We start from the raw sequence: 22,821 nt of genomic DNA, 5'->3' as shown, positions 1-22,821 counted from the left end.
GACGACGCGTGATAGCGGCTGTGTGTCGTTCCCGCGAAAGCGGGAACCCAGTGTCTTTGCAAGCCGCTGGGTCCCCGCCTGCGCGGGGACGACGAGTGATAGCGGCTGTGTGTCATTCCCGCGAAAGCGGGAACCCAGTGTCTTTGCAAGCCGCTGGATCCCCGCCTGCGCGGGGACGACTGGGTAATCGCTTATCGCGTCACGTCCAGCACCCACCCCGGCTCGATGTGGTCGGGGTTCTCCGCAAGGTTGTACTGCGGATTCAGGTTGATCAGCTCGCGCAGCGCGTAGGCGGCGACCTGCTGGTCCGCGGTCATTGCCTCGGCCTCGGCGTCCTCTTTCTGGCCATCGGACAGCAGCGTATCGAGGTTCGTCGCCGCGATGCCCCACAGCGTCGACGTCTCGACGCCCGCATGGAAGGGCTGCACGGTCACGCGTCCGTTGCGCGGACGCGGCCGCGACGGCTCGGGCTGTTGCGGCGGCGGTTCCGTAGCAGGCGGCCTGGGCTCCTCGGACGGTTTTTCCGACCGCGGCGGCTGGGTCGGAGCCGGCCGTGTCGGCGACGGGTCCTGCGTCGAGGGAACCGACGGCGTCGAGGACGGCGATGGCGGCGATGGCGGCTTCACCGGCTGGTCTTCCTCGTCGCTGCCAAGGGTCTCGAGCAGGATCTTCATGCCGAAATTGACGATCACGCCGCCGCCCAGCAGCACCAGCCCATACGGCATCGCGCGGCCGAAGAACTCCCATTTGCGGGGCAGCAGCGACTGGTCCGGCTTCAGCTGAATATTGCCGCCCTTGTCCGCCGCCAGCTTGTTGTACTCCCGGTTGGCGACGCCGCGCTCGACGCGCGACTGCAGGAAGGCACCGACACCGAAGGTGGCAAGGCTCGCCGCACCGAGGCCGCCGGCCACGCCGCCGTACGTCATCACGTCCGTCACCGCCAGTGGAATCGCGCCGGCCGCATACATGCTCATCACGAACTTGCGCGTATGGGCGGCCGGCAGCGCAGGCAGCTTGACCTTGGCGTGGTAGCCGATGCGGTTGGCGATATTGAAGCTCGCCAGCACGCCGTTGGCCGCCAGGAACGCCGTGTTGCTGTACGTCGCGACATTGCCCAGGTCCACGCCGTGATGCATGAACCAGTTCACCGTGGTGGCGTTGTTGATCGCCAGCGTGCCGATCTGCAGGCCGTCATTGATGCGGCCGGCGACGGTGTCCGGCGTCAGCAGCGCCGTGCCGGCCTGCTTCAGCGCCTGCACGGCGGCTGCAACTTCCTCCGCCGACGGCTTGTTGGTGTCCGCGCCGACATGCCGCTCGAGGACCTGGATATGCGCGTCGAATGCCTTGCGGTTGTTCTCGCTGATCCCCCAGATCGCGGCGCGGTCGCTGGCCAGCGCCTTGCGCAGCCAGGCGACATCGGCAGGCGTCTGCCGCTCGGTGCGGCGGATCACCCGGTTGGCGAAGGCGGTGCGGCCGGCGGCGATGCCGCCGCGATAGATGAAGCAGGAGCCGGCCACCACCACCGATGCGGCGGTGCCAGGCATCGGGATGAACGGCATCGCCGCGGCGCCGGTGGCGAAGGCCCCGCCGACCGAAGCCGCGACGGTGGCGTGCAGCTTCCACGGGCGCGGCGTCGGCGTGGGTGACGACGATGCCGGCTGCGGGTTGGCCGGAGCCGGCTTGCCGGCCTGGTTGCCGGCCTGGTTGGCCGCCTGGTTGGCGGCCTCGGCGGCGGCAGGCTGCTCGGCATCGGGATCGGGCCGGGCAGGCTGTGCCGGCTTGGCGGCGCTCGCAGGATCGGCGGACTGGGCAGCCGCCTCGGCGGCCGCGGTCTGCTCCGGCTCGGGGACCGGCCTGGCCGGTTTGCCGCTCGGCGCCGCCTTGGCGGCGTTGCTCGTGTCCGGGGCGCCGGCCGTTTCGCTCGACTGCCCGGACTCGTTCGGCTCCGGCGATGCCGCCCCCTCCGGCTCGGACTCGCCGCCATGGCGGAACGTGGCCGAGCGCACCGTGCCCTGCGGATCGGTCGCGACGCGCGCGACATTGGCCTGCGCGGCCTCGCGCATCTTCGCCAGCACCGTCACCACCGCCTGCCCATGCGCGGCCAGGCCGCCACCGGGCTCGACCGACATCACGTCGGCGATCTTGACGCTGCCGTCGGCGAAGAATGCAAACTCCACGTCCTGCAGCAGCAGGCCGCGCCCGTCCGCGCCGTTCTCGATACCGTGTTCGATGGCGTCGAGATCGCGCAGCGTCCGCGCGTTCATCCGCGCCGCATACTGCGGCAGCAGATTGCCATTGCCGTCGAGCAGGTCTGCACTGCCCGCCAGATAGCGTTCGTAGACGATGGCCGGATGGCCGAGCACCGTGTCCCCGTCGCCGCCATGGATGCGCAGCGCCGGCATGCCCAGCGCCTCGACCTGCGCCATCGCTTCGCGTTCGGCGCCCATCGGGAAGGCGGCGATCATGCTGTCGTTGCCGAGCCCCACCGCATGGCTGTTGCCCAGCGCAAACACGGTCTTGACTGCACCCGAGCCCAGCCGCGGGCCCAGATAGGAGGCCAGGTCGACGGACGTCTGCCGGCCGTCTTCGTGGACCAGGCGCACCGCGTCGACGCCGTCGACCGCGAACCCGCGGTTGGCATGTCGATATGGTTGCGGCTGCAGCGTTTGCCAAGCCACGTCTTGCTGATCGAGCTTCAGGACCGGCCGGGGCGGGCTGCCCCCATTGACATCCGCGCGCTCCAGCGCATCGAGCTTGAAGCCCGCCGCCGGCAGCATCACGTCGACGCCCATCACGTCCGCCACCTGCTGCGCGAAGGCACGCCGCGCATGCTGGCTGCCACCGTCGAGCGCCAGCACGACGGGGCCGTCCTTCTTGCCCGCGTCGGCAAGTTCCAGCGCGAGCCGGTGCGCGCCGACCGCTTCGCCGTTCTCGTCGAGCAGGCCACGCTCGCGATCGAAACGCCCCAGCACGACGTTGTAGTCGCCTGGCACCATCACCTTCAACCGCGAGGCGCCGAACGCCGCATCGGCATGGCGCGGCGCCGCGGCGCGCCACGCGCCGGGGTCGGCGACGTGGATGGCATTGCCGTCGTGGGCGGCGTTCACCGGCCTCGGCGCATCGCCGCGCGGCATCGTGAATGCGCTGTCCGGCAGCGCCTGTCCGCCTTCGCTGACGCCGACGATCGGCAGCGCCGGCATGGCGCCGTAGAAGCGTCCGCCCTGGCTGTGCACGGGCGCATCGGACTGCGCCATCGCCTCGGGGCTCGCATCGACCCGCATCGCGCCGCCGAAGACGGTATCGCCGCCGTCATGCCAGCCGCGGATCTCCCACCTGCCGTCCGGCGCGTAGACACGGGCGTCCAGCGCGGTGGCCAGTTGCTGCGCCAGCGGCAGCGGACCGTCCATGCCGAAGCAGTCGTAGATCAGCACCGGCATGCCTTCGCGATAGTCCGGGTGCGAGCGGATCCGGTCGGCCAGCGCGGCCGCGTCGTAGCCGGGACGGCCGCTGCCGTCCATGTCCATGCGCACGCCCTGGTAGGCGCCCTCGGCGCGCACGGTGAAATAGCCGGGCACCTGCGGCACAGAGATCGGCATCGCGCGGTTGTCGAACGTGACGTAGCCCGCCTCGGCGGCCAGATCCAGATGCGCCCTGGCCCGCGGGAAATGCCCCAGTTGCTGCAGCACGTCGACCCGCTCGCCCGCTTCGTTGCGTACCAGCGGCATGCCCTCGGCAAAGCCCTCCGGCAGCGCCACGCGGATATCGCCTTCGTAGCCGCGGTTCAGCGCGATCTCGCCCGGCACCGTGCTGCCGTCTCGCCGCGACAGCGGCACGGTGCCGATCGCATCGTCGGCGGCCGGCACGCGGCCGGCGCGGTACTGGGCCGCAGGCACGACCTGCAGCCGCACCTTGACGCCGACCGCCGCCTGCCGGTCGAGCTGCGCGGCGGCCTGCAGCGGCGAATCGAAGGCGCCGATCACCTTGGGCCTGGCATTGGCCGTATCGGCGTCGCGCACCGCCACATACTTGACGTCGGCCAGCCGGCCGCCGGTTGCATGCACGCTGTCGATCACCGCGGCGATGGCCGCGTCGCCCGGTACGCCGTCGCGCAGCGACCAGCTGCGATCGACGATCGCAGGCACATGGCGGGCCTGGATGTTGCCGCGCCCGCCCTCGTCCGCACCATGGAAGGGACGCCGCAATCCATGCGCGAACAGGTCCTCCAGCACCGAGCGCGGCTGCCGGCGCGGCATCGCGGTGCCCATCAGCGCGGGCACCGGCGCGCCGGGACCGGTGGTGGCCTCGGCGCCGGCCCATTGCCGCAGCAGCCGGTACACCGCCAGGTGGACCTCCGGGGAGAAGCCATCGACCGTGGCCACCCGCTGCCGCGACACGCCGTCGACCGCACCGGCGTGGACCGACGCCTCGATGGCCGACAGGATCTGGTTCTCGGTCGGCATCAGATGCGCCTTGCCCAGCTGACGCAGCAACGCGGCGCCAATCGCATAGGCGCCCCAGTTCGACACGCTGGCGGTCACCAGGATGTCGGTCCGGACCACCGAGGCGATCGGCGTGCCGTCCGGCGCCAGCGGGACGAACGCCGCCACATTGCCCATGCCGGCCTCATTGCCGCCATCGCCGACCGAGGAGGTGCCGATGCCCATCTCCTGCGCCGCCTTCAGGAACGCATCGATACCCGGCGTGAAATCGTCGAGGTTGACCCCGCGCATGTTGTGCTTGGTGCCGGCAGCCGTGCGGCCGGGCAGTTCGATCGACGACACGTGATCGGGCCGCAGTTCCTCCAGCATCGCGCGGACCACCGGCGAGCTGCTGTCCGCATGCTCGTCGAACACGTGGACCGAATCGAGCGGCTGGCCCATGTCTGCCAGCGCCGCTTCGAGGATCGGCTGGTTGGCCGAATCGACGATATAGCTGACGCGCTTGCCGGCGGCGCGCAGCATCGCGCCCAGCGCCACGGTTCCGGGCGGGCCGTCGGTTTCGGGCAAGCCCTCGGCCACCGAGAAGCCGGTCAGCAGCAGCACGTGTTCGGCATCGGCCATCGCCGCGGCGGCGTGCACCGCCCCCTTTGGAATCGCCAGCCGGTCGATATTGCGGCCGGTATAGCCGGTCACCATCGCGTCGATCGCGGCCGGCATCCGGTTGGCATCGAGAATGCCGCGAATCTGGCCCGGATCGGTGCTCGCGCTGAACTCCGGCACGCCGAACGCACGCGCGCGAGGATCCTCGGTCATGCCTTGAGCGAGCCGCACGACCTCGCTGGCGCGGCCCGTGGTCACCGCCAGCAGCGGCAGCATGTCCTGGGCGCTGACCTCCTCGAACGGAATCGGCTCGGGCAGCAAATCGTCCTGCTTCAGCACGCCGCGCTCGATCAGCCGGTCGACCAGCGCCTTGGCCTGGTACTGCATCGGGTCGATCAGCTTGACGTGGCCGAGGCCGCTGGCATCGAGCTGCTGGCGGATCAGCTTGGCCAGCGCCGGATAGTGCGTGCAGCACAGCCACAGCGACTCGGTCTCGGGCGGAATCCGCTCGGCGTTGATGTACTTGGCGACCAGCTTCTGGATCGCCACCAGTTCCGGCCCTTCCTTGGCCTGGTGCTGCAGCGCGTTGACCGCGGCGGCCCACTCGTTGGCGCCGATCTCCAGCACGTTCTGCCCGGTGCGCAGCGCGTCCACCGCATCGCGATAGGCATGGCTGTTGACGGTGCCCGGCGTGGCGACCAGCGCAAAATTGCGGCCACCGTCCTCGGCCATCGCGCGGGCGGTGGTGTGGATCAGGTTGATGAAATCGCGCTCGCTCAGCCCGGCCCAGCCTTCCGGATAGGTGATGCACGCCGTGTTGCAGCCGAGCGCGTTGGCATCGGCCTGTTGCTGGTGCATCGCGTGCAAACCGTCGTTGACGCGGCGGATCAGGTCGTCGCGCTCGCGCCCGCCGTAGGTGCCCGCGGCGTGGTCGCCGTACGCGACCAGCTGCACGCGCTTGCCGGTCATCGAGAAGATATGCCGGGCGATGTTCATCGCGGCCAGGATGCCGCCGTTGCTGGAGTCGAATACGGTGACCTCGATGATGTCGTCGATCACCTTGATGCCGAACTGCTCCGGGTCCACGCCCTTCGGCACGAAGCGGCGCTGCATGCCGTCCAGCATCTGCGCCAGGTCCAGTCCGTCCGGCAACTGCTTGGCCTGCGCCTGCAGCAGCTCGTACAGCCCCAGGAAGCTGCGCTTGTCGAGGCCGCGCATGCTGGTCGCGCCGCGTTCCAGCGTGACGCTGTCATACGCGTGCAGCGCGGCCATGCGGTCGATCATCGCGGCGACGCGATCGGTCGTCGGCATCGCGTGGTCGCTGCCGGACGCGCGCTGCAGCGCGAAGCCGACCGCCTGCGCCGCCAGGTTGGTGTTCATGCCGACCACCGGATGGCTCGCGCCGACCGCCGACCACTGGTCGATATCGGCGGGCTCGACATGCAGCGACGTCATCGCGCGCTCGAGCGCCGAACGCATGCCCGCGGTATGGCTGTCGGCGCCGATCGCCACGGTGACCAGGTCCTTGGCATTGGCCTCGACCAGCAGCTGGTCGACCCGCGGCGCACCGTCGAGGCGCTCGCCGTTGGCCAGCCGGTATTCGCCGACGCGGTTGCGGCCGGCCACCTCGACCGCGACCACGGCCTGGGTCCGATACTTTGCCAGCAGCGCCTGCGCCTGCTGGGCGGCCCCGGTCGAATCGGTGGCGGTGAAGGTCTCGATGCGGGCATCGGCCAGACCCAGTTCGCCCTGCAGCAGATCGGCCAGCAGCGCCTCGTGCGCAGGGTCGGTGACGAAGATCACCTCCTTGCCCAGCGCGCTCAGATAGGCGCCGAGCGACGCCGCGCCCAGCGGTCCATGCGTGTCCGCGCCGCCGTGCAGCGTGGCGGGCGACGTTGCGATCAGCACCGTATCGACATCTTGCAGCGCCCGCGCCGCCAGCTCGGCGCCATAGGGCACCGACAGCGACATCGGGCGCCCGTCCATGCCGGCCACGCGGTCCAGCGGCGAAATCGCGTTCTGCAGCACGATCGACGGCTCGGCGCGCGCGGCCTCGAGCACGGCGGCACGGCCGCCGCCGCCATGTGCGAACACCGCGCTGCGGACATTGGGCCGGACATCGCCGCGTGCGTCCGCGCGTGCCTCGGCGCGGCGGCGGCTGCGGCTGCCGGTGCGGCTGGCCGCCGGCGGCGCCTCGCCGTGCCGGCTGCGTTCGCCGGCCTCGCGCGTGTACCTGGTGACGGCCTGCTGCATCGCCCGGTCCATCATCCGATTGACCACGCCGTCCTGCAGCCGGACGCCCTGCGCCACCGCTGCGTCGAAGGTCAGACGGCTGGCCAGCTTGACCGATTGCCAGGCCCCCAATTTCTGCGGGGTGAAGGAGCGCCCGCCACCATCGCCGGCACGGGTGGTGACGGCGGATTGGCTGGGGGGGTCCGCCGACGGCACCGTCGCCGGCCGGGCCGGCGTACCGTGCGCGTCCCCCTCCTGCCCGCGCCCCACGGTAGGCCGACCCGCCGTCGCCGATGGATGGCCCGCCTCCTCACCGCCGGCGCGCGGTGCCCCGGCCGTATCCGCCGGCTGGCGTCCGCCCGCGGTGCCCTCGTCGGCTGGCCGCACTCGTACCCTCACCTCGGCGCCATCGCGGCCGTTGGCGATGCCCTCGCCGGCCTGCACTGCCGTCTGCAGCGCCAATGCCTGCGCGGCGGCCTCCGCGCGCGGGGTTCGCCCAAGCATACGCACGGTGGCGTCGTGCACCGCTCGCGCGCTGCGCATCTGGATGCCCGCCGGCATCATCTGCGTCATCCCCATCAGCAGCATCGCGCCGTTCTGCAGCTTTTCAGTCAGCGACATCTGGTCGCCGTGCTGGACAAAGGTGGCCGCCTGCTGCGTCGTCAGGATGCCCCCTGTGCCGAACGCGCCGAGGTTGAGCACGTTGCCGCCGACCGCCATGCGGCTGGCGGTGCCGGCAAGGGTGCGCGAAGCCGACTGCGCCATCGTGGCGGCCCGTTGTGTCTTCGCGGCAAGCGCGGCGACGTTGGCTGCGAGCGGGTTCGAGTTCGCGGCGAGATTGGCCGCCCTGTCCGACAGCGCCGCCGCGCGAGCGGTCAGCGCTGTGGATCGGTTGGCCAGCGCGCCGGACGCCCGTATGGCGAGCGAGGCGCCCTTGCCGAGGCCGAGGCCGCCGATCCCGGCCACCGAGCCGAACGCGTTGGCCCACAGCGAGAACGCGCGCGAGTTGTCCAACGGATTGAGCGAGCGGCCGTGGTCCGCCATGTTTTGCGCATCGATCGCCGTCACCGCCAGGCCGTATCCCATCGAACCGAGCATGCCGCTCCAGGCCGCCGCTACCAGCGGCGTCGCCGCGCCCCCGGTGGCGAGCATCACGCCGACGCCGCCGATGGCGCCCAACGCCGTCACTCCGATATCGAGCCAGGCGCGCGCCTGTTCGCGCCCGGTGACGATGTGCGCGTCGATGTCGTCGAACTCGGCATGGCCGTCCGCGCCAAGGTTCAGGTCCCTCGCCAGGTAGACGGTGCCCTTGTCGTGCAGCTCGTTGTTTTCCTGGAAGTCGCGTTCGGCGGACTGATCGCCCTTGCCGTAGACCGCGCCCTGGTCGTCGACCCACAGCGTCCTGCCATCCTTGACGAACTCGAACACCGCGCTCTGGTAAGGCGACATGCCGGGCCCGGTCACATACATCGGAATGACCTTGATGGTGGCGCCTTCCGGTGCGTCCTCGGCCAGCTGTTCCTTGATCAGCTTCGGATCCGCGTTGGGCGCGGCCAGCGCGATCGCATTGTCGAGCGCCTTGTCGTCGCCTGCCTTGACGGTCAACTCGTCCTTGCGCAGCGCCAGCGAATCGAAGGTGCCCTGCAGGATCTCATCCTTGTCCAGCTCGAAGCGCTCCTGGTCTTCCCTCGCCTTGTCGCTGCCGCTGTACTTCTCGTAACCCCGGTCCATCGCGCGGGTCAGGTCGTAGTCCGCCATGGAAGGCGCGCGGTCGTGGTCCTTCAGCTCCTTGGCGAAGGCCAGCGACAACGATCGGTGTCCCTGCGCCGCGGCATCCTGTGCGCCGCCATAGATACGCCCCTGCGTACCGCCGACCTGGTTCTGCATCACCATCGTGAAGACCTCGTTGTCCTCGTTGGCGAGCCAGCTGGCGGTGGAGGCCGCGGCGGGGCCGCTGCCGGGTTCCGCGTTGGGATTGCGCGCGTAGTAGCCTCCGTCGGCAGCGTCGACCACGGCGGCCAGGCCATGGTAGAAGTCGTCCCAGTCGTTGTAGCTGCCGCCGGTCGGCGCGACATTGCGGCCGGTCCAGTCGTTGCTGTATTCGCCCTTGACCGTGTCGAGCAGCGTGTTGGCATCCTCCTCGGTCAGGTAAGGCGCGACCTGCTGCATGTACTGGCCGACCCGGTCGGCGTACATCGTCTCCTGGCCGATGATCGGCTTGTAGTCGTCGTCGTGCGTCTTGCCTTCGAGGTCCTTGCGCATCGACGCCTCGATCTGCGCGCGGAAGGCCTCGCCGCCGAAGCGGCTGCCCTCCACGGCGAGATAGCGCTCGCGCTCCTGCTCGGTCTGCGCGGCATTGGCCGCGCCCTGGCGCAGCTTCAGCGCGCCGACAAAGTCGCCGGCATCGAGCTTCTGCTTCAGGTTTTCCTGCAGAAACCCTTCGCGCAGCGGCACCGAACCGCGCATCAGCCCAAGCATGCGCTGCATCCCTGCTGCCGCGGCGGCACTGTCTTCCTTGCTGATGCCGTCTCCACCCTGGGCGCGCCGCTGCGTCTCGGTAAACGCGTACATCACCAGCCCGGACTGTTTGATGCCGGCCTCGAAGGCCTTGCGTGTCGGATCGTTCGGCGGCGCATTGTCGGCGGGGACAAGGTAGTCCGCCCCCAGCGACTTGTACATGACATAGGCGGCGGGGTTGAACTCCATCAGATTCCGCTCTTGCTGCGACAGATCGCGCGGCGTCGCCGAGTTGGGGTCCGTCTTCGCCTTCGGATCGAGCGTCAGGCCCTGCACCTGCGCCATCGCCAGCGTGGTCGGATCGGTCTTCGCCAGCTCGCGTTCGAAATCGGTCTCCGGCGTCAGGTTCTCCATCTCGCCGGCGATGCGGCCCTGCATGTCGGCGGTACTGATGACCGTGCGCATGCCCTGGTCATTGCCATAGCGCTGCTCCAATTGCGTGATGGCCTGCTGCCGGTAGCTGTCGGGCACCTTGACGCCATCGCCAGCCTTCAGCGCGTCAAGCTGCGCCTGCGCGTCGTCGACGCGATTCTGCGCGTGGGTCAGGTCGTAGCCGCGATCCGTCATTGACTGCGAGCGGTCGTGCGGCTGGTTGCGGACGTTGCCCAGCTGGGTATCGGCATCCTTCTTGTAAAGCTGCGCGGCCAGCGTATCGATCTCGACGCGCATCGTGCCCAGATAGGTTTCCTCGGCCTTGTCGCGGGTCTGCTGCGCCTCGTAGACGGCCGCGCGCGCGTCGCTGACCGCCTTGCCACTCTCGGGATCGCCACGGCGGATGCCCATCGGGATCTCGGACAGCGCCTTCTCCTCGCGCTGCAACGTGGCTTCGGCCTGGTCCAGCCGGTCCTCGGCGAGCCCCAGTTCGAAGCGCGCCCCTTGCGTGTCGCGGGCCTGCTGAGTCGGCTCGGCCTTCAGGAAGCCGTCCTTGATCTGGTCGAGGTTCTGGTCGAGCACCGGATCGTTGTAGCGCTCGCGGATCTCCTTCACCTTGGCGTCGACCGCCGCGGTGATCGCCTTGTCGTCGCCGCCCGTCGCCGCGGCATGGTTGGCGGCCACCCGCAGCTCGTTCTGCGCGCCGGCCATCACCATGCCGTATTTCTGCTCGATCGGTTGCCAGTCGGCATCGGTCATCGTGCCGGCATTGCGCCTGGTCTCGCTGTCGTCGTAGGCGCCCTTGGCGTCCTTGTGCCAGCGATCCGTGTGCCCCTTCGCCTCGTCCTGCTCCTTGTCGCGCGCCTGCTGCGCGGGATCGGTGGCCGGCTTGTCGCCGCCTGGACCCTTGACCTGGACCACGCCGCCAGGATTCGTTTGCGGGGTGTAGAGCGCCGGCGTGACCACGGGCTGACTGTTCGCCGCGCGGTCGGGCTGCTGTTTCTGGTCGGCCTGCTGCGCCTGATTGGCCTGGTTCGCCTGCTGGGCCTGATTGGCCTGTTGCGCCTGCTGGGCCTGATTGTTCTGTTCGTTGCGCCGGGCGGTTTCCGCTTCCTGCGCCTCGCGCTGCCGCTCGGCCTCCCGTGCCTGCGCGCGCCTGGCCTCCTCGGCCGCCGCGCGCGCGGCCGCTTCGGCGGCCGCACGGGCCGCGGCGAGAATGGCTTCGCGGGCTTGCATCAGGTCCTTGAAATCCAGCATGACGCTCTTCTCCTGAGGAACGGGGGCGATGCGAACGGCGTTAAGGGCACCAAGGGCGCCAAGGGCATTGCTGCGGCCACGCGAACGGCGCGGCTCGCATGGGCCCGCCACCACGCGCCGGGCTACGCGTGGACGGACTGCGGCCAGCGTGACAGGCCATTGTCTGCCCGGTGTGGCGCGATACCAACTAGGGAGAATCGTAGGCTGGCGGTGCAGCGGGCCACCGGGAGGGCATGGAACTACGCGAATACGTAGTCGAAGGCCGCCTGACGTCGCGGCCAGGGGCAACGACGACCGTCGCCGTCATCGCCCCGTCATCGAAATCGTCTACAGCCGGTTGTTGTCGAGGTCGGTGACCAGCATGCAGCCCGGCGCATGGGTGATGCAGATTTCCGGCCGCGCTTCGCGGATCACGGCCTGGGGCGTCACGCCGCAGGCCCAGAACACCGGGATCTCGTCCTCGTCCACCGGCACGGCGTCGCCGTAGTCGGGCGCCTCGATGTCGTCGATGCCGATCAGCCGCGGATCGCCGATATGCACGGGCGCGCCGTGGACGTCGGGATAGCGGGCCGTGATCTCGGTGGCCAGGATCGCATCGGCCGCCTTCAGCGGACGCATCGACACGACCAGCTTGCCGGACAGGCGTCCGGCGGGCCGCGTCTCGATCGAGGTACGAAACATCGCCACGTTGCGGCCCAGATTGATGTGCTTTAGCGGAACGTTGGCGGCGAGCAGCGCATGCTCGAACGAGAACGAGCAGCCGATCGCGAACGCCACGAAATCGTCGCGCCACAACGAGGCGATGTCGGTGGTCTCCTGATAGTCGGTGCCGTTGCGGTAAACGCGATACAGCGGCACGTCGGTGCGGATGTCGACGTCGACGCCGAGATTGCGGAAGACCGGATCGCCCGGTTCCGTGACGTCGATCAGTGGGCAGGCCTTGCGGTTCAGCGCGCAGAACTGCAGGAAGTCATAGGCCCAGTCGCGCGACAGGATCACGATATTGGCCTGGACATAGCCCCTGGCGAGCCCGCTGGTATGGCCGCGATAACGGCCCGAGCGGATCAGCGCGCGCAGCGCGGCGGGGTCTTCGGGCAACAGCCCGTTGGCTTGCTGGAGAGGCAGGTTCATGGTGGTCGGCGTGGAGTCGTGCATGCGAGCGCAACGCACCAACTTGCCGCAAGATCGTGGACCTTCCATGTCGTTCCCGCGAAGGCGGGAACCCAGCGTCTTTGAAAGCCGCTGGGTCCCCGCTTTCGCGGGGACGACAACGTTTGCCGGCAATCTGGCACGAAACGCGCGCTGTCGCGAGGTGTGCAACGATTCTGGACGCCGCGCCGATGCGCTGTCCAACAAATCTTTTGGATGCAGCGCGATAAGGCTTTTCGATGACGAAGGCAAGCGATGCTTGCCTTCGGGACCCGAGACGGCCGCCGTCAGGCGTCGCGGTCCGTATCGTGGTGCGTATCGTGGTCCATGTTGTGGTCCGTGTTGTGGTCCGTGTTGTGGTCCGTATGGCCGCCGGTCTCGCCGCCGCCGTTCTGCGCGGCGACATTGGCCATCGGCATCGCCTTGTCCTCGCCCGCTTCCGCGCAGAACGCGGCCACCACGCCGACCGTCAGCGCGATCACCGACTCCGACAGCTCGAGCCCCGCGCCGGTGCGCCACGATGCGACGATGTCCAGCGACGGCGGATGGCTGTCGATGTCGACGATGGTCAGCGTGCCATCCTCCAGTTCGCGGCGCACCAGCACTGGCGGCACCGCGCCGATGCCGAAACCCTCGCCGATCAGCCGCGTCATCGCCGCGACCGAATTGACGCAGCTGATGCGTGGGGACTCCACGCCGTTCAGGTGGAACAGGCTCAGGATGTCCTGATGCGGGCGCGAGTTCTTGACGAAGGTAATCACGCGTTCGCCGGCGAGGTCGTCCAGCGAGCGATACGGCCGGTCATAGGCCGAGCCCTTGGCGACGATCCAACGGATCGGATACTTGGCCAGCTCGATATTGCGCACGGTCTCCACGCGCAGCAGGTCGGTCTGGAAGATGATGTCGAGATAGCCCTTCTGCAGCTGGTCGCACAGGTTCAGCGCGGCATCGGCGGTCAGCTCGATTTCCAGCGCCGGGTAGGCCTCCATCACGCGGCGGACCACCGACGACAGCCAGGTATGGATGACCGAATCCATCGCACCGATGCGCAATCGCCCTTCGCTGACGCGCGTGGAATCGATCGACTGGCGCAGCCGATGCATCGTGTTGACCATGCGCTCGGCATATTCGAGCACCTGCTGGCCCTGCGGGGTCAGCGATACGCCGCGCGAGTCGCGCAGGAACAGCTTGACGCCGAGGTCTTCCTCCAGCACGGCGATGCGGCTGGAAATCGAGGCCTGGGTGGTGAACAGTTTTTCCGCGGTCAGCCGGAAGCTTCGCAAACGGGCGACCCAGACGAACGTCTCGAGAAAGCGCAGGTTCATGTCGACAGGGATTGGAGTCAGGGACGAGGCCAAGGCACGCTGCCATGTCGTCCCCGCGCAGGCGGGGACTCAGCGGCTTCAAGCCTTCCGGTGCCTTCGCGAAAAGACACTGGGTCCCCGCCTGCGCGGGGACGACGGCAAAACCCGCTCCGCAGCGAGCGCGGCTCCCGCTCAACTTCCCTGCGTCGACGGACGCGCCGCGTCGGCGGACTCGCGCACCGGGTAGGCTGGCGCCTTGTCGACCGGCTGTTCGGCCAGCACCTTGATGCGGCCCAGCGCCGCCTGCATTTCGTTGCCCAGCGCCTGCGGATACTCCGCACGCGGGCCGGCGGGCACGGACAGCGGGTCGAGCCACATCTGCCACGTTACCACGGCGGTGCCCGCATCGGGACCGGGACTTACCTGCAGTCGCCCGCGCGTATGGTTCGACAGCTTGCGGTAGACGTAAGAGTACGGCCCGCGATCGACCAGCACGTCGACCACCGGCGGCCCGCCGTTCTTGCGCTCGGCACGACGGACGGTACCCGGCGAGCCGTCGCCCAGCACCACGCTGCACGAACGCAACGCGCTGTCCCATTTGGCGATCGCACAGTAGTCGCCGGCCTGCGCCCACACCTGCTGCGGCGTGCGATGGATCAGGATCGAACGCTCGACCGGGACCAGTTGGGCATGGACGGCGGGCGCCATGGTGAGCGTGACCAAGGCCGCCAGCAGCGCGCCGCGAGGACGTCGCCATGCAGGGACGAGGGATGAGTGGTGGTCGGGCATGAGAAAAGGATCGGTCGCAACACGTCATTCCCGCGAACGCGGGAATCCAGCGTCTTTAAACGCCACTGGGTCCCCGCCTTCGCGGGGACGACAACGCCGTCGTTCGAAAGCCGCTGGGTCCGCCTTCGCGGGGACGACAACGTGGTCGGCGACAACGCCGTCGTGAAGATGGCGTAGCGTACCGCGGGCGGCGCGCCTTGCCATCACCGAGCCTTCGTAGGACGGGAACTTCCGCCAGCCTGTCACCTGCGAGCGGTCAGCCCTGGCTGGTTTGCGGCGGTGCGATATCGACCAGCCAGCCGGGCACGATGCGGTCGGGATCGCCGATCGAGGCATTGAGCTGCAGCAGGTGGTCGAGCGCCCGGCTGGTCTGCGCGACGTCGCCGCCGGGCACGGCACCCGCCCGGCCGTCGCCATCCAGCAGCGTGTCGCGATGGCTGCGCGCGATGTTCCATAGCGTGTCGCCCGGCGCAACCTGGTGGTAGCCCGCCAGCACCGCGGCCGCGCGACGCGACAGGTTGCGATGCGGGGCCTCCATCGCCGGCGCCGTGGCCTGCCGCTCGGCCAGGACCCGCGGCGCGGCGCCGCGCGCGGTGTCGGCCGGTGCCGCGCGATCGCGCCCGGACGACCCGAACAGATCCGGCCACTGGAATTCCTTGTTCAGCGTGATCGCATCGATCTCGCTGACGCGGGACTTCGACAGGTCGGGTCCCTTCAGGTACCACAGCTGCGCCGGCCCGACCTTGCTGCCGTACTGTCCGATCTGCAGGCGGTTGGCGGTATTCGATCCGTAGAAGCGCAGCGGGCCGATATTGGTCGCATCCATCAGCACCGGCGTGACCGGCCACGACCACGTGGCCTGCCCGTCCACATCGGTCAGCCTGCCGTTGGCGAAGTTGGTGCGCAGGATGTTGTGCTTGACGTGGCCGACGCGCAGGCTCGCCATGCCCATCTTCGACAGCCATGGCAGGCCGAAGCGATAGGCGACGCCGCCCTCCAGAATATTGACGCCGTCGCGCGTGCCGACGGTGGTCTTGCCGTCGCGCGAGAACGCGAACGGCGTGGTGCTGCCGCCGACCCACAGCGACTTGATGCCGCCGATATTGAGCCAGAGCGTCATCGAGTTCAGCCCGTCGCGCGAGCGGAACGTGATCTGCCAGCCGTCGATCCGCGTGGTATCCGGCAGGTTGTACTTGCGCAGCTCGCGCGGATCGCGCGAGACGTCGACCTGGCCCGTCGCGGCCGCGTAGGCCCCATGGGCCAGCGCCGCCACGCGCGCGCCGCGCTGCAGCCCACGGCGGATCTGCGCGACGGTCAGCGTGCTGTCGCCGCTGGCGTTGGCGAGCCCGCCCTGCAGCGCGGTCGGGACCGTACGCTCCATCCGCTGCCGCACCGGCCCGAGCGACACCGTGCCCAGCCGCGCGTCGGCGCGCTGCTGGCGCTGCGCCCAGGCGAGCAGGCTGTCCGCGGCGCGCGGATTGGCCACGGCCAGCCGATCGATGGCGCCGGTGCCTGGGCGGAAAGCCGCTCGCCTCGCCTCCAGTGCTGCGCGCCGTGCGTCTCGATGGCGCGCCGCGGCCTGGTTCATTGCCGCGCGCAGGTCCTGGCGATCGGCATGCTGGCCTGCGCTTGTGCGTTGCCCGCGTTGGGTACGTTGCGTGCGTTGCGCGTGCCGCCACGCCTGCGTGGCCTGCTGTTCGGCGATGCGGGCGTCGGCCCGCTGCCATTCGGCCTGGCGCCACTGGCGCATCGCCGCCACGCTCTCGCCGACGCGGGTCAGGCGCGGATCGGCGGCGGCCTGCCGGGCCAGATCGCGCAGCTGCACGGCCTGCGCCTGCCACGGCGAATCGGCGCCGCCCTGCTGCGCCAGCCGTTCCATCTGGCGTGCCGCACGTTCCAGCACGCGACGCCATGCCGCGGGATGGGTATCGCGCAGCGCCGCCAGCGCGCCGTCCGCGGGCGGTTGGGGTCCACGACCGCGCGGCGCCGTCGCTGCCCTCGGCGCCAGACCGCCTTCGCCGAACACCGCGCGCCCCGCGCGTTCGGCATTGGTCTGCGCGAGCCGCTGCGCCTGCGCCGCGAGCGCGTGCTGGCGCGTCAGCGCGCGATGAGTCGCTGTGCCGGGCGTCGCCGTCTGCAATCGCGCCGACAGCGCGTCGGTGACGCGCGCCGCGTCGTTGGCGCTGCGCAGCGCCTGCCGCCACGCGCGCACGCTGGCAGCGGCGGCGCGCCGCGTATCGCGCTTGCGCACCCGCGCCGCGGCGAGCAGCAGTTCGGCATAGGCGCGCCGGACCTCGCGCGCCGAATCGCTGCCGCGCGCCTCGGCACGGCTGGGCACAAACCCTTGCCAGCGGCGCACCGTTCCGGCCTCGCCGCCCTGGTAGCGCTCACGCACGCCGCCCGCGGCGGCGAGGCGCCGGGCGACGTCGGGCGAATGCGCGGCCACGGCATCGACGAAGGCCTGCCATGCCGCCAGCTTGGACTTGGTATTGCCGGCGGCGGCCGCCTTTGCCGCCAGCGCGCTGGCGCGCTCCTGATAGAAGATCGCGCGGCCGGCATCGAGGCGGTTCAGCGCGCCGTTGCGCGACGTCCTGTTGCCATCGGTGTGCGGCCGTGCCGGGCCGGATCGCATCACGGACGACCATGTCATGCCGTCCGGGGTACGGCCGGGCGCCGCTGTCCGCCCCTGCGGCGCGAGGCGCAACGACCCCCGCGGCGTCAGCATGCCGAGGCGCCGCGCCTGCAGCCACAGCAGGCCGGTAGCCGCATCGGCCACCCCCATGCGGAACCGCTGCCGCAGCGAAGCCGCCACGGCGCGTTGCCAGCGCGGCGGCAGCGCCGGCATGGCCGGCGTCGCCGCGTTCGGATCGGTGGAGCGGCGCGGCGCAACCGCATGGATATCGCCTTCGATCGATGCACGGACCGGCCTGGTGCTGCCCTTGGGCACGAAGTCGAGCACGGCGTCCCGATTGGCGCGCATCGCGTCGAGCGTCTTCGAGACCAATGCCGCGCCATCGGTCAACGCGGCACGATGACCGCCGAGGCGCGTTACCAGGGCCTGTGCCTGGGCCAAGGGCGCGGCGTCGCGCGTCGGAGCGGCTTGCCGCGACGGCAGCGCGGCCCGCCATTGCACGAGCTCGCCACGCAAATGCCGCATCGCCTCGGCGCGCGGCGCCAGCACGTCGGCCGAGCCCTTGAAATCCCGCTGATTGGCTTCGATGCGCCGCAGCTCCTGCCGCAATCCGATGGCCAGCAGTGGATGCCAGCGGCTGGCGAGCCGCTGCGCGGCCGCGTCGAGGCGGCGCAGATCGCGGACGATCGCCTGCTGGCGCGCGGTGTCGGTCTCCCACCGCAGCCGCGCCAGTTGCGACTGCGCGCGTGCCTCGATCTGCCGCATCTGCTGGCGCATCGGCCCGGACAGCCAGCGATGCAGCGCCTGGCCGTCCTCGAACGCCGTCTCCCGCGCCACGCGCACCAGCTTGGCCTCGGCATCGCGCTGCTTGCCGATCGCCTGCGCCGCACCGCGGCGCCCGGCATCGAGCCAGTTCAGCATGCCCAGCGTATCGACGCGGCTGAGCCGGTCCTGTACCGCGCGCCAACGGGTACGGGCCACGGGATAGCTGTGCGGCGGGGTTTCCGTGCGAGGCTGGGCCGCCGACCGGCCCGGTGTCGCCGGCGGCCTTGCCGCGCCGGCGGGATCGGCGCCCTGCCGCCTCAGCGAACCGGGAAAGCCGGCCAGGCTGGACAGCGCCGGCAGCCGCTGTGCCAGCGTGTCCTGCCATTGACCCAGGCGCATGCGTGCCGCCGCCAGCGGCGTCTGCATGACATTGCGCAGCGGCATCGTCAGCGTCGACAGCGCCTGCGCGCCGCGGTCCAGGCCAGCCATCGTGCCGCGCCAAGCCGTCGCGGCGTGGCGCACCCCCGTCAGCGCGCCGGTCGCGCTCTGGCGGATCCAGCGGCCGCTGACTGGATTGATCATGAACTGCACGCCGCCGAGCAGCAGTTGCGTGCGCGTGGTCGCGCGCTCGCCCGGCGTCATGTTTTCCCAGCTCGACACCGCCGAATAAGCGGTATAGCCATAGGTGCCGGCGCCGACCGCGAGCGCCTGGCGGCCGCTGCGGGTGGCCTGCTGCTGCAGCGCCTGCGTGCGCAATGCCAGCTGGCTGGCCTCGTCGGTCAGACCGCGGCTTTCGGCCACCAGCGCGCGCTGGCCGCTGCGTGCCGCGCTGACCCCGGCCACGCCCGCGCGCACGCCCAGCGCGGCGGCGAGGATATTGAGCCCGTCGATCAGCATCTGCGGGTTCTTGTCCGGGTTCCAGCTCTGGCCATGCGAGATCTGGTCGGCGATGCTGGCGGCGGAGGTGCCGACGCCGTACGCGGTCGCGGCCCCGGCGGCCGCCATGGCGACGGGCGCCAGCGCGCCGCCGGAGCCGACCACCAGCACCACGCCGGCGACGATGCCGACGCCGGCCGCCACCGTATCGAGATGGGTCTTGCGGCGGAAGCTCTCCCAGCCGCTCTCGATGCGCGCGTCGCCGATCTCCAGCTCGATATTGCCCTTGCTGTCCACCGTGAACTCGCCGTCGCGCGGCATCGCCAGCACGGCGTCCGCCGCCGGCAGCGTATTGTTTTCGCGGTAGTCCTTCAGGTCGTCGTACGCGCGCCCGGCCTCGTCGACGAAGCGCGGACCCTGGCCGGTCTCGACCTTGAACAGCATTGTGCGGGTGATGCCACGCTCGCGGCTGGCGTAGACCACCGGCAGCAGCGTCACGCGCGCATGCTCGCCGCCCTGCTCGATCAGCTGGTCGGCCACCACGTCGAGCATGTCGGCGTAGTCGTCGTCGATGCCGGCGAAGATGTCCTGCTTGCGCAGCGTTTCCATCTGCGCGTCGGCGTCGCCCGCGAGCTGCACCTCGGGCGGAATTTCTAGCGCCAGCCCCGCCATGTTGCGCGCGTGCGTGCGGCCCGCCATCTCGTAGGGTCGCCCGCCGTAGTCGACGTAGTGCTGGTTGATGACGCCCTGCGCCATCGCGCGCGGCTCAGAGACGAACAACTCGTACAGCGCGGCAGGGTCCTCGCGCTGCTCGGGCGTCAGCGTCGCGGTCAGCGCGCGCGTCTCCTGCGCGGCGCCGGCCTGCGCGGCCTCCTGCACCAGTTGCTGGCGCGCGGCGTCTTCGTTGTCCAGCGCCTGCTGCAGCGGCGCCCAGGTCGGCGCGTCCTGCTCGCGCAGGAACGGATGCTCGCGCTTCCAAGCCTGATGCTCGTTGCGCAAGCGCTCGACGTCGTTGCTGGCCGCGCCGCTATCGCGCTCGCTGCGATAGCGTTCGAGCTCGGCGGCGCTGGCCGACGCCGTCGCACGCGCGCTCTCCAGCGCCTCGCCGGTGGAGACAACGGTCTCGTCCTTTGCCACGTCGACACCAAGGTCGCGCGCACGGTCTTCGGCGGTCAGGCGCGCGCCGAGCGCGGCCAGCAGCGCGCGATGATCGGTGTCGACCTGCGTGGTGAGCCGGGTCAGTTCGGGATCCGCGTCGGCGCCGGGGTTCTGGCCCGGGCTGGCGCCATTGGCATTGGCCGACGCATTGCCTTCGCGGCGAGCCTGCGCGATGGCCTGCGCATCGTTGTTCAGCGTCTCATAGTCTTGCCATGCGGTGTCCTCCGCGGCGATGGCCGACTGCAGCTGCGCATGCGCTTCCCAGACGCGTGCGGTGACCGGGTCCATTTCGACGCGCGATGGGCTCTGCCCCGGAAGCGACAGCGTCGCCGACGAAGCGGGATAGCTGCCGTACAGCGTTGGCGACTGCGCCGTGAACTGCGCCGGGTACTGGACATACCATCGCCCGTTCTCCTTGACGGCAACCGGCGGCGAACCGGGCGCCGCCAGCAGCGGCGCAGTGGCCGACGTGGAACTCGTGGAGGCAGGGGATGTGGGCGGCGGGGTTGCCGTGTCCCCGCTGGCATTGCCGGCCGCCGCATCGATACCGGGCGGCAACACCGTCCATGGCGCCGGGCGCGCGGCCTCGCCGAAATTTGGCGTCAGCAGCGGCGAGGTCGACAGCGAAGGGCCCGTGCTCGGCAACGATCCCGGCGGCTGCGTGGATGGCGCGAGCGGCCCGGCCGGTGCGGACGGTGCCAGCGGGCCGGCCGGTGCGGCCCCGGAGAAGTCGTGCGTGCGATGGGCTTCGAGCGCCAGCGCGTACTCGCCCTCCGCGGCGCGGCGCGTCTCGGTGGACGCGAGCGCATCGCTGCGGCCATGCGCGACCGCCTGCGCCAGCCGCGTTTCGTCGCGGCGTTCGCGCGCGGTGTCGATCTCCTGCTGCGTGGCGCCCGGCCGCCGCACGGTCGCCTCATAGGTCTGCGCCGCGTTGGCGGCGGCCTCATCGGCCGTGGGCAACGCGCGCTGAGCGGCACCGCCGTCCTTGCGCCATTCGTCGGTCCGGCCCTGCCGCAATACGTCCGTCGCGTCGCCGTTGGCGTTCGCCACGGTCCGCTGCACGTTGGCGCGCGCCTGGCCCGCCGATTCGCGCAGCGTGGCGATGGCGCCGTCGCCGGGGGCACCGGCGCCGCCCTTTTCGCCAGCCCGCAGCCCCTCGACCAGCGCCGCGTCCGCCTGCTGCGAACTGCGCAATGCCTGCAGCGCGTCGTGCTGGCCGCGGGCGGCCGCCATGCGGTCCTGGGCATCGGCGTAGGCGATGCGCGCCTTCTCGCGGGCATCGGCGCCGGTGGCGCCTTCGTAGGCGGTGCGGGCCTGCTCGAGGCCGGTCTGCGCGTCGCGGTATTCGGTGTCGATCTCGGCGGCACGGTCGCGCAGCGCCTTGCGCGCGGCATGATCGTCCTTGGCCGCCTGCGCTTCGGTCAGCGCGGACTGCGCCGCCGTATTGCGCTGCTCCAGCGTCTGCCGGGCCTGCTGGACCTGGGGCGGTTCGGCCAGGCACTGGTTGGCGCGGGTCTCATCGACACGGTGCTGCTCCTGTTTGGCCGCGAGGTCGTTGGCGGCCACCTGCGCGTCCCAGGATGCCTGCGCCGCGACAGATTGCCGGTCCGCCACCCACCACGCGTCCAGCGCCGCCCCATAGGCATCGTCGGCACGCTGCAACGCCGCGGCATCGCCCTCCGTGCGGGCACGCTGGCGCGCCGCGCCGGCCTGCTCCAGCTCGCGCCCGGTTCTGTCCAGCTCGCGCTGCGCGGCATCGCGCTCGTAGCGGCGCCATTCGGTTCCGAGCGCCGCGGCGGCGCTGTCGGATTGCCGCCGGGCGGCACCGGCCGTTTCCCGCGCCTCGTTCAGGGCCTGCTGGTCGGCGGCATTCAGTCTGGCCGGATCGCTGCCCGGCGGGGCCAGCGCCGTCACCGCGCGGTCGGCGGCGGCCAGTGCCTCATCGGCCCGCTTGGCACTGACGTCGGCCACCGCAACCGTGTGCAGTTGCTGGGCGTCGTCGTACGCAGCCTGCGCCGTGTCGACCTTCGCCTGGGTCTGTGGCCCCGGCGCCCGCAGCGCCTCGGCCTTGGCCTCGTCGAGCGCGATGCGCTTGTCGTGCGCGTCCAGTTCGAGCGCGGCCTGGTTCAGCTCGGCCTTGCGCGTCGCCGCGGTGGCCTCCGCCGCCTCGGCCTTGGCGATATCGTCGCGCGACTGCGAACGCTCGGCGGCCTCGCGCGCGGCTTCCGCCTGCGCGCGTGCGGCCGCCTCCGCCTCCTGTGCCTGGCGCAGCCGCTCGAGCATCGCGGCGATCTGCTCGCGCATCTGCTGCAGCCGCGCCTGCAGCTCGGCCAGTTCGCGCTGGCGCTGCGCAGCCGAGCTCGATTCGGCATCGGCCGCGCGTGGAGGCGGCGCCGACGGTGCCGGCGGCGGGGGCGGCGGGGGCGGCGGGACCGTGATCGGGCGCACCGTCGAGGGACCTGACAGATCGGCGGGATAGCTCATCGTGACCTCGAAACAAAGGCCGGGCGAGGCACCATGCCGATGCGGACGCGCCCTGACCCGGGGCGCCGACATCAGACCGCGCGTCGATGAAGGCCCCGTGACGACACGAACCCTCGTGGTGCGAAGCGCCGCCGCTGCTGCGCTGCACAGCGATATCCCTACGAGTCTCCGTAGCCGATGCCCTGCCCCGCTTGCCGCTGGCGCGCCGTATGCTTACGCGTTGCTCTCGCATGGGGACAGGGACTTC

General features: G+C 70.7%; 5 protein-coding genes. All 5 read right to left on the bottom strand.

The window, feature by feature from the left end:
• Window positions 1-191 precede the first annotated feature (191 nt).
• The 5 genes from M1D55_RS04295 to M1D55_RS04275 all read right to left on the bottom strand — a co-directional run bounded on the left by M1D55_RS04295 (window position 192) and on the right by M1D55_RS04275 (window position 22,574).
• Window positions 192-11,417 carry an LWXIA domain-containing protein gene (locus M1D55_RS04295; RefSeq protein WP_456281221.1) on the bottom strand — a complete coding sequence of 3,742 codons (11,226 nt, stop codon included), beginning with the start codon at window positions 11,415-11,417 and terminating at the stop codon, window positions 192-194.
• A 327-nt stretch (window positions 11,418-11,744) separates the two neighbouring features.
• On the bottom strand, window positions 11,745-12,548 hold the full coding sequence (locus tag M1D55_RS04290) for a putative hydro-lyase (RefSeq protein WP_232205267.1): 804 nt from the start codon (window positions 12,546-12,548) through the stop codon (window positions 11,745-11,747).
• Between the two features lie 305 nt (window positions 12,549-12,853).
• Window positions 12,854-13,891: a LysR family transcriptional regulator gene (locus M1D55_RS04285; protein ID WP_064575409.1), complete on the bottom strand. Its 1,038-nt coding sequence runs from the start codon at window positions 13,889-13,891 to the stop codon at window positions 12,854-12,856.
• Window positions 13,892-14,062: 171 nt separating this feature from the next.
• Window positions 14,063-14,578, bottom strand: a complete 516-nt coding sequence (locus M1D55_RS04280; RefSeq protein WP_456281220.1) for an SRPBCC family protein — start codon at window positions 14,576-14,578, stop codon at window positions 14,063-14,065.
• A gap of 337 nt (window positions 14,579-14,915) precedes the next feature.
• The gene (locus M1D55_RS04275) at window positions 14,916-22,574 is read right to left on the bottom strand and encodes an LWXIA domain-containing protein (RefSeq protein ID WP_456281219.1); all 7,659 of its coding nucleotides are present in this window, start codon (window positions 22,572-22,574) and stop codon (window positions 14,916-14,918) included.
• Between the last annotated feature and the right edge of the window lie 247 nt (window positions 22,575-22,821).

Source organism: Cupriavidus sp. JZ107, assembly GCF_053903255.1.
This window is presented reverse-complemented; position numbering and strand designations above follow the sequence as displayed.

Coding starts and splice junctions, on each gene's coding strand:
- M1D55_RS04295 (WP_456281221.1), bottom strand. CDS start 11,417: ATGCTGGATTTCAAGGACCTGATGCAAGCCCGCGAAGCCATTCTCGCC.
- M1D55_RS04290 (WP_232205267.1), bottom strand. CDS start 12,548: ATGAACCTGCCTCTCCAGCAAGCCAACGGGCTGTTGCCCGAAGACCCC.
- M1D55_RS04285 (WP_064575409.1), bottom strand. CDS start 13,891: ATGAACCTGCGCTTTCTCGAGACGTTCGTCTGGGTCGCCCGTTTGCGA.
- M1D55_RS04275 (WP_456281219.1), bottom strand. CDS start 22,574: ATGAGCTATCCCGCCGATCTGTCAGGTCCCTCGACGGTGCGCCCGATC.
- M1D55_RS04280 (WP_456281220.1), bottom strand. CDS start 14,578: ATGGCGCCCGCCGTCCATGCCCAACTGGTCCCGGTCGAGCGTTCGATC.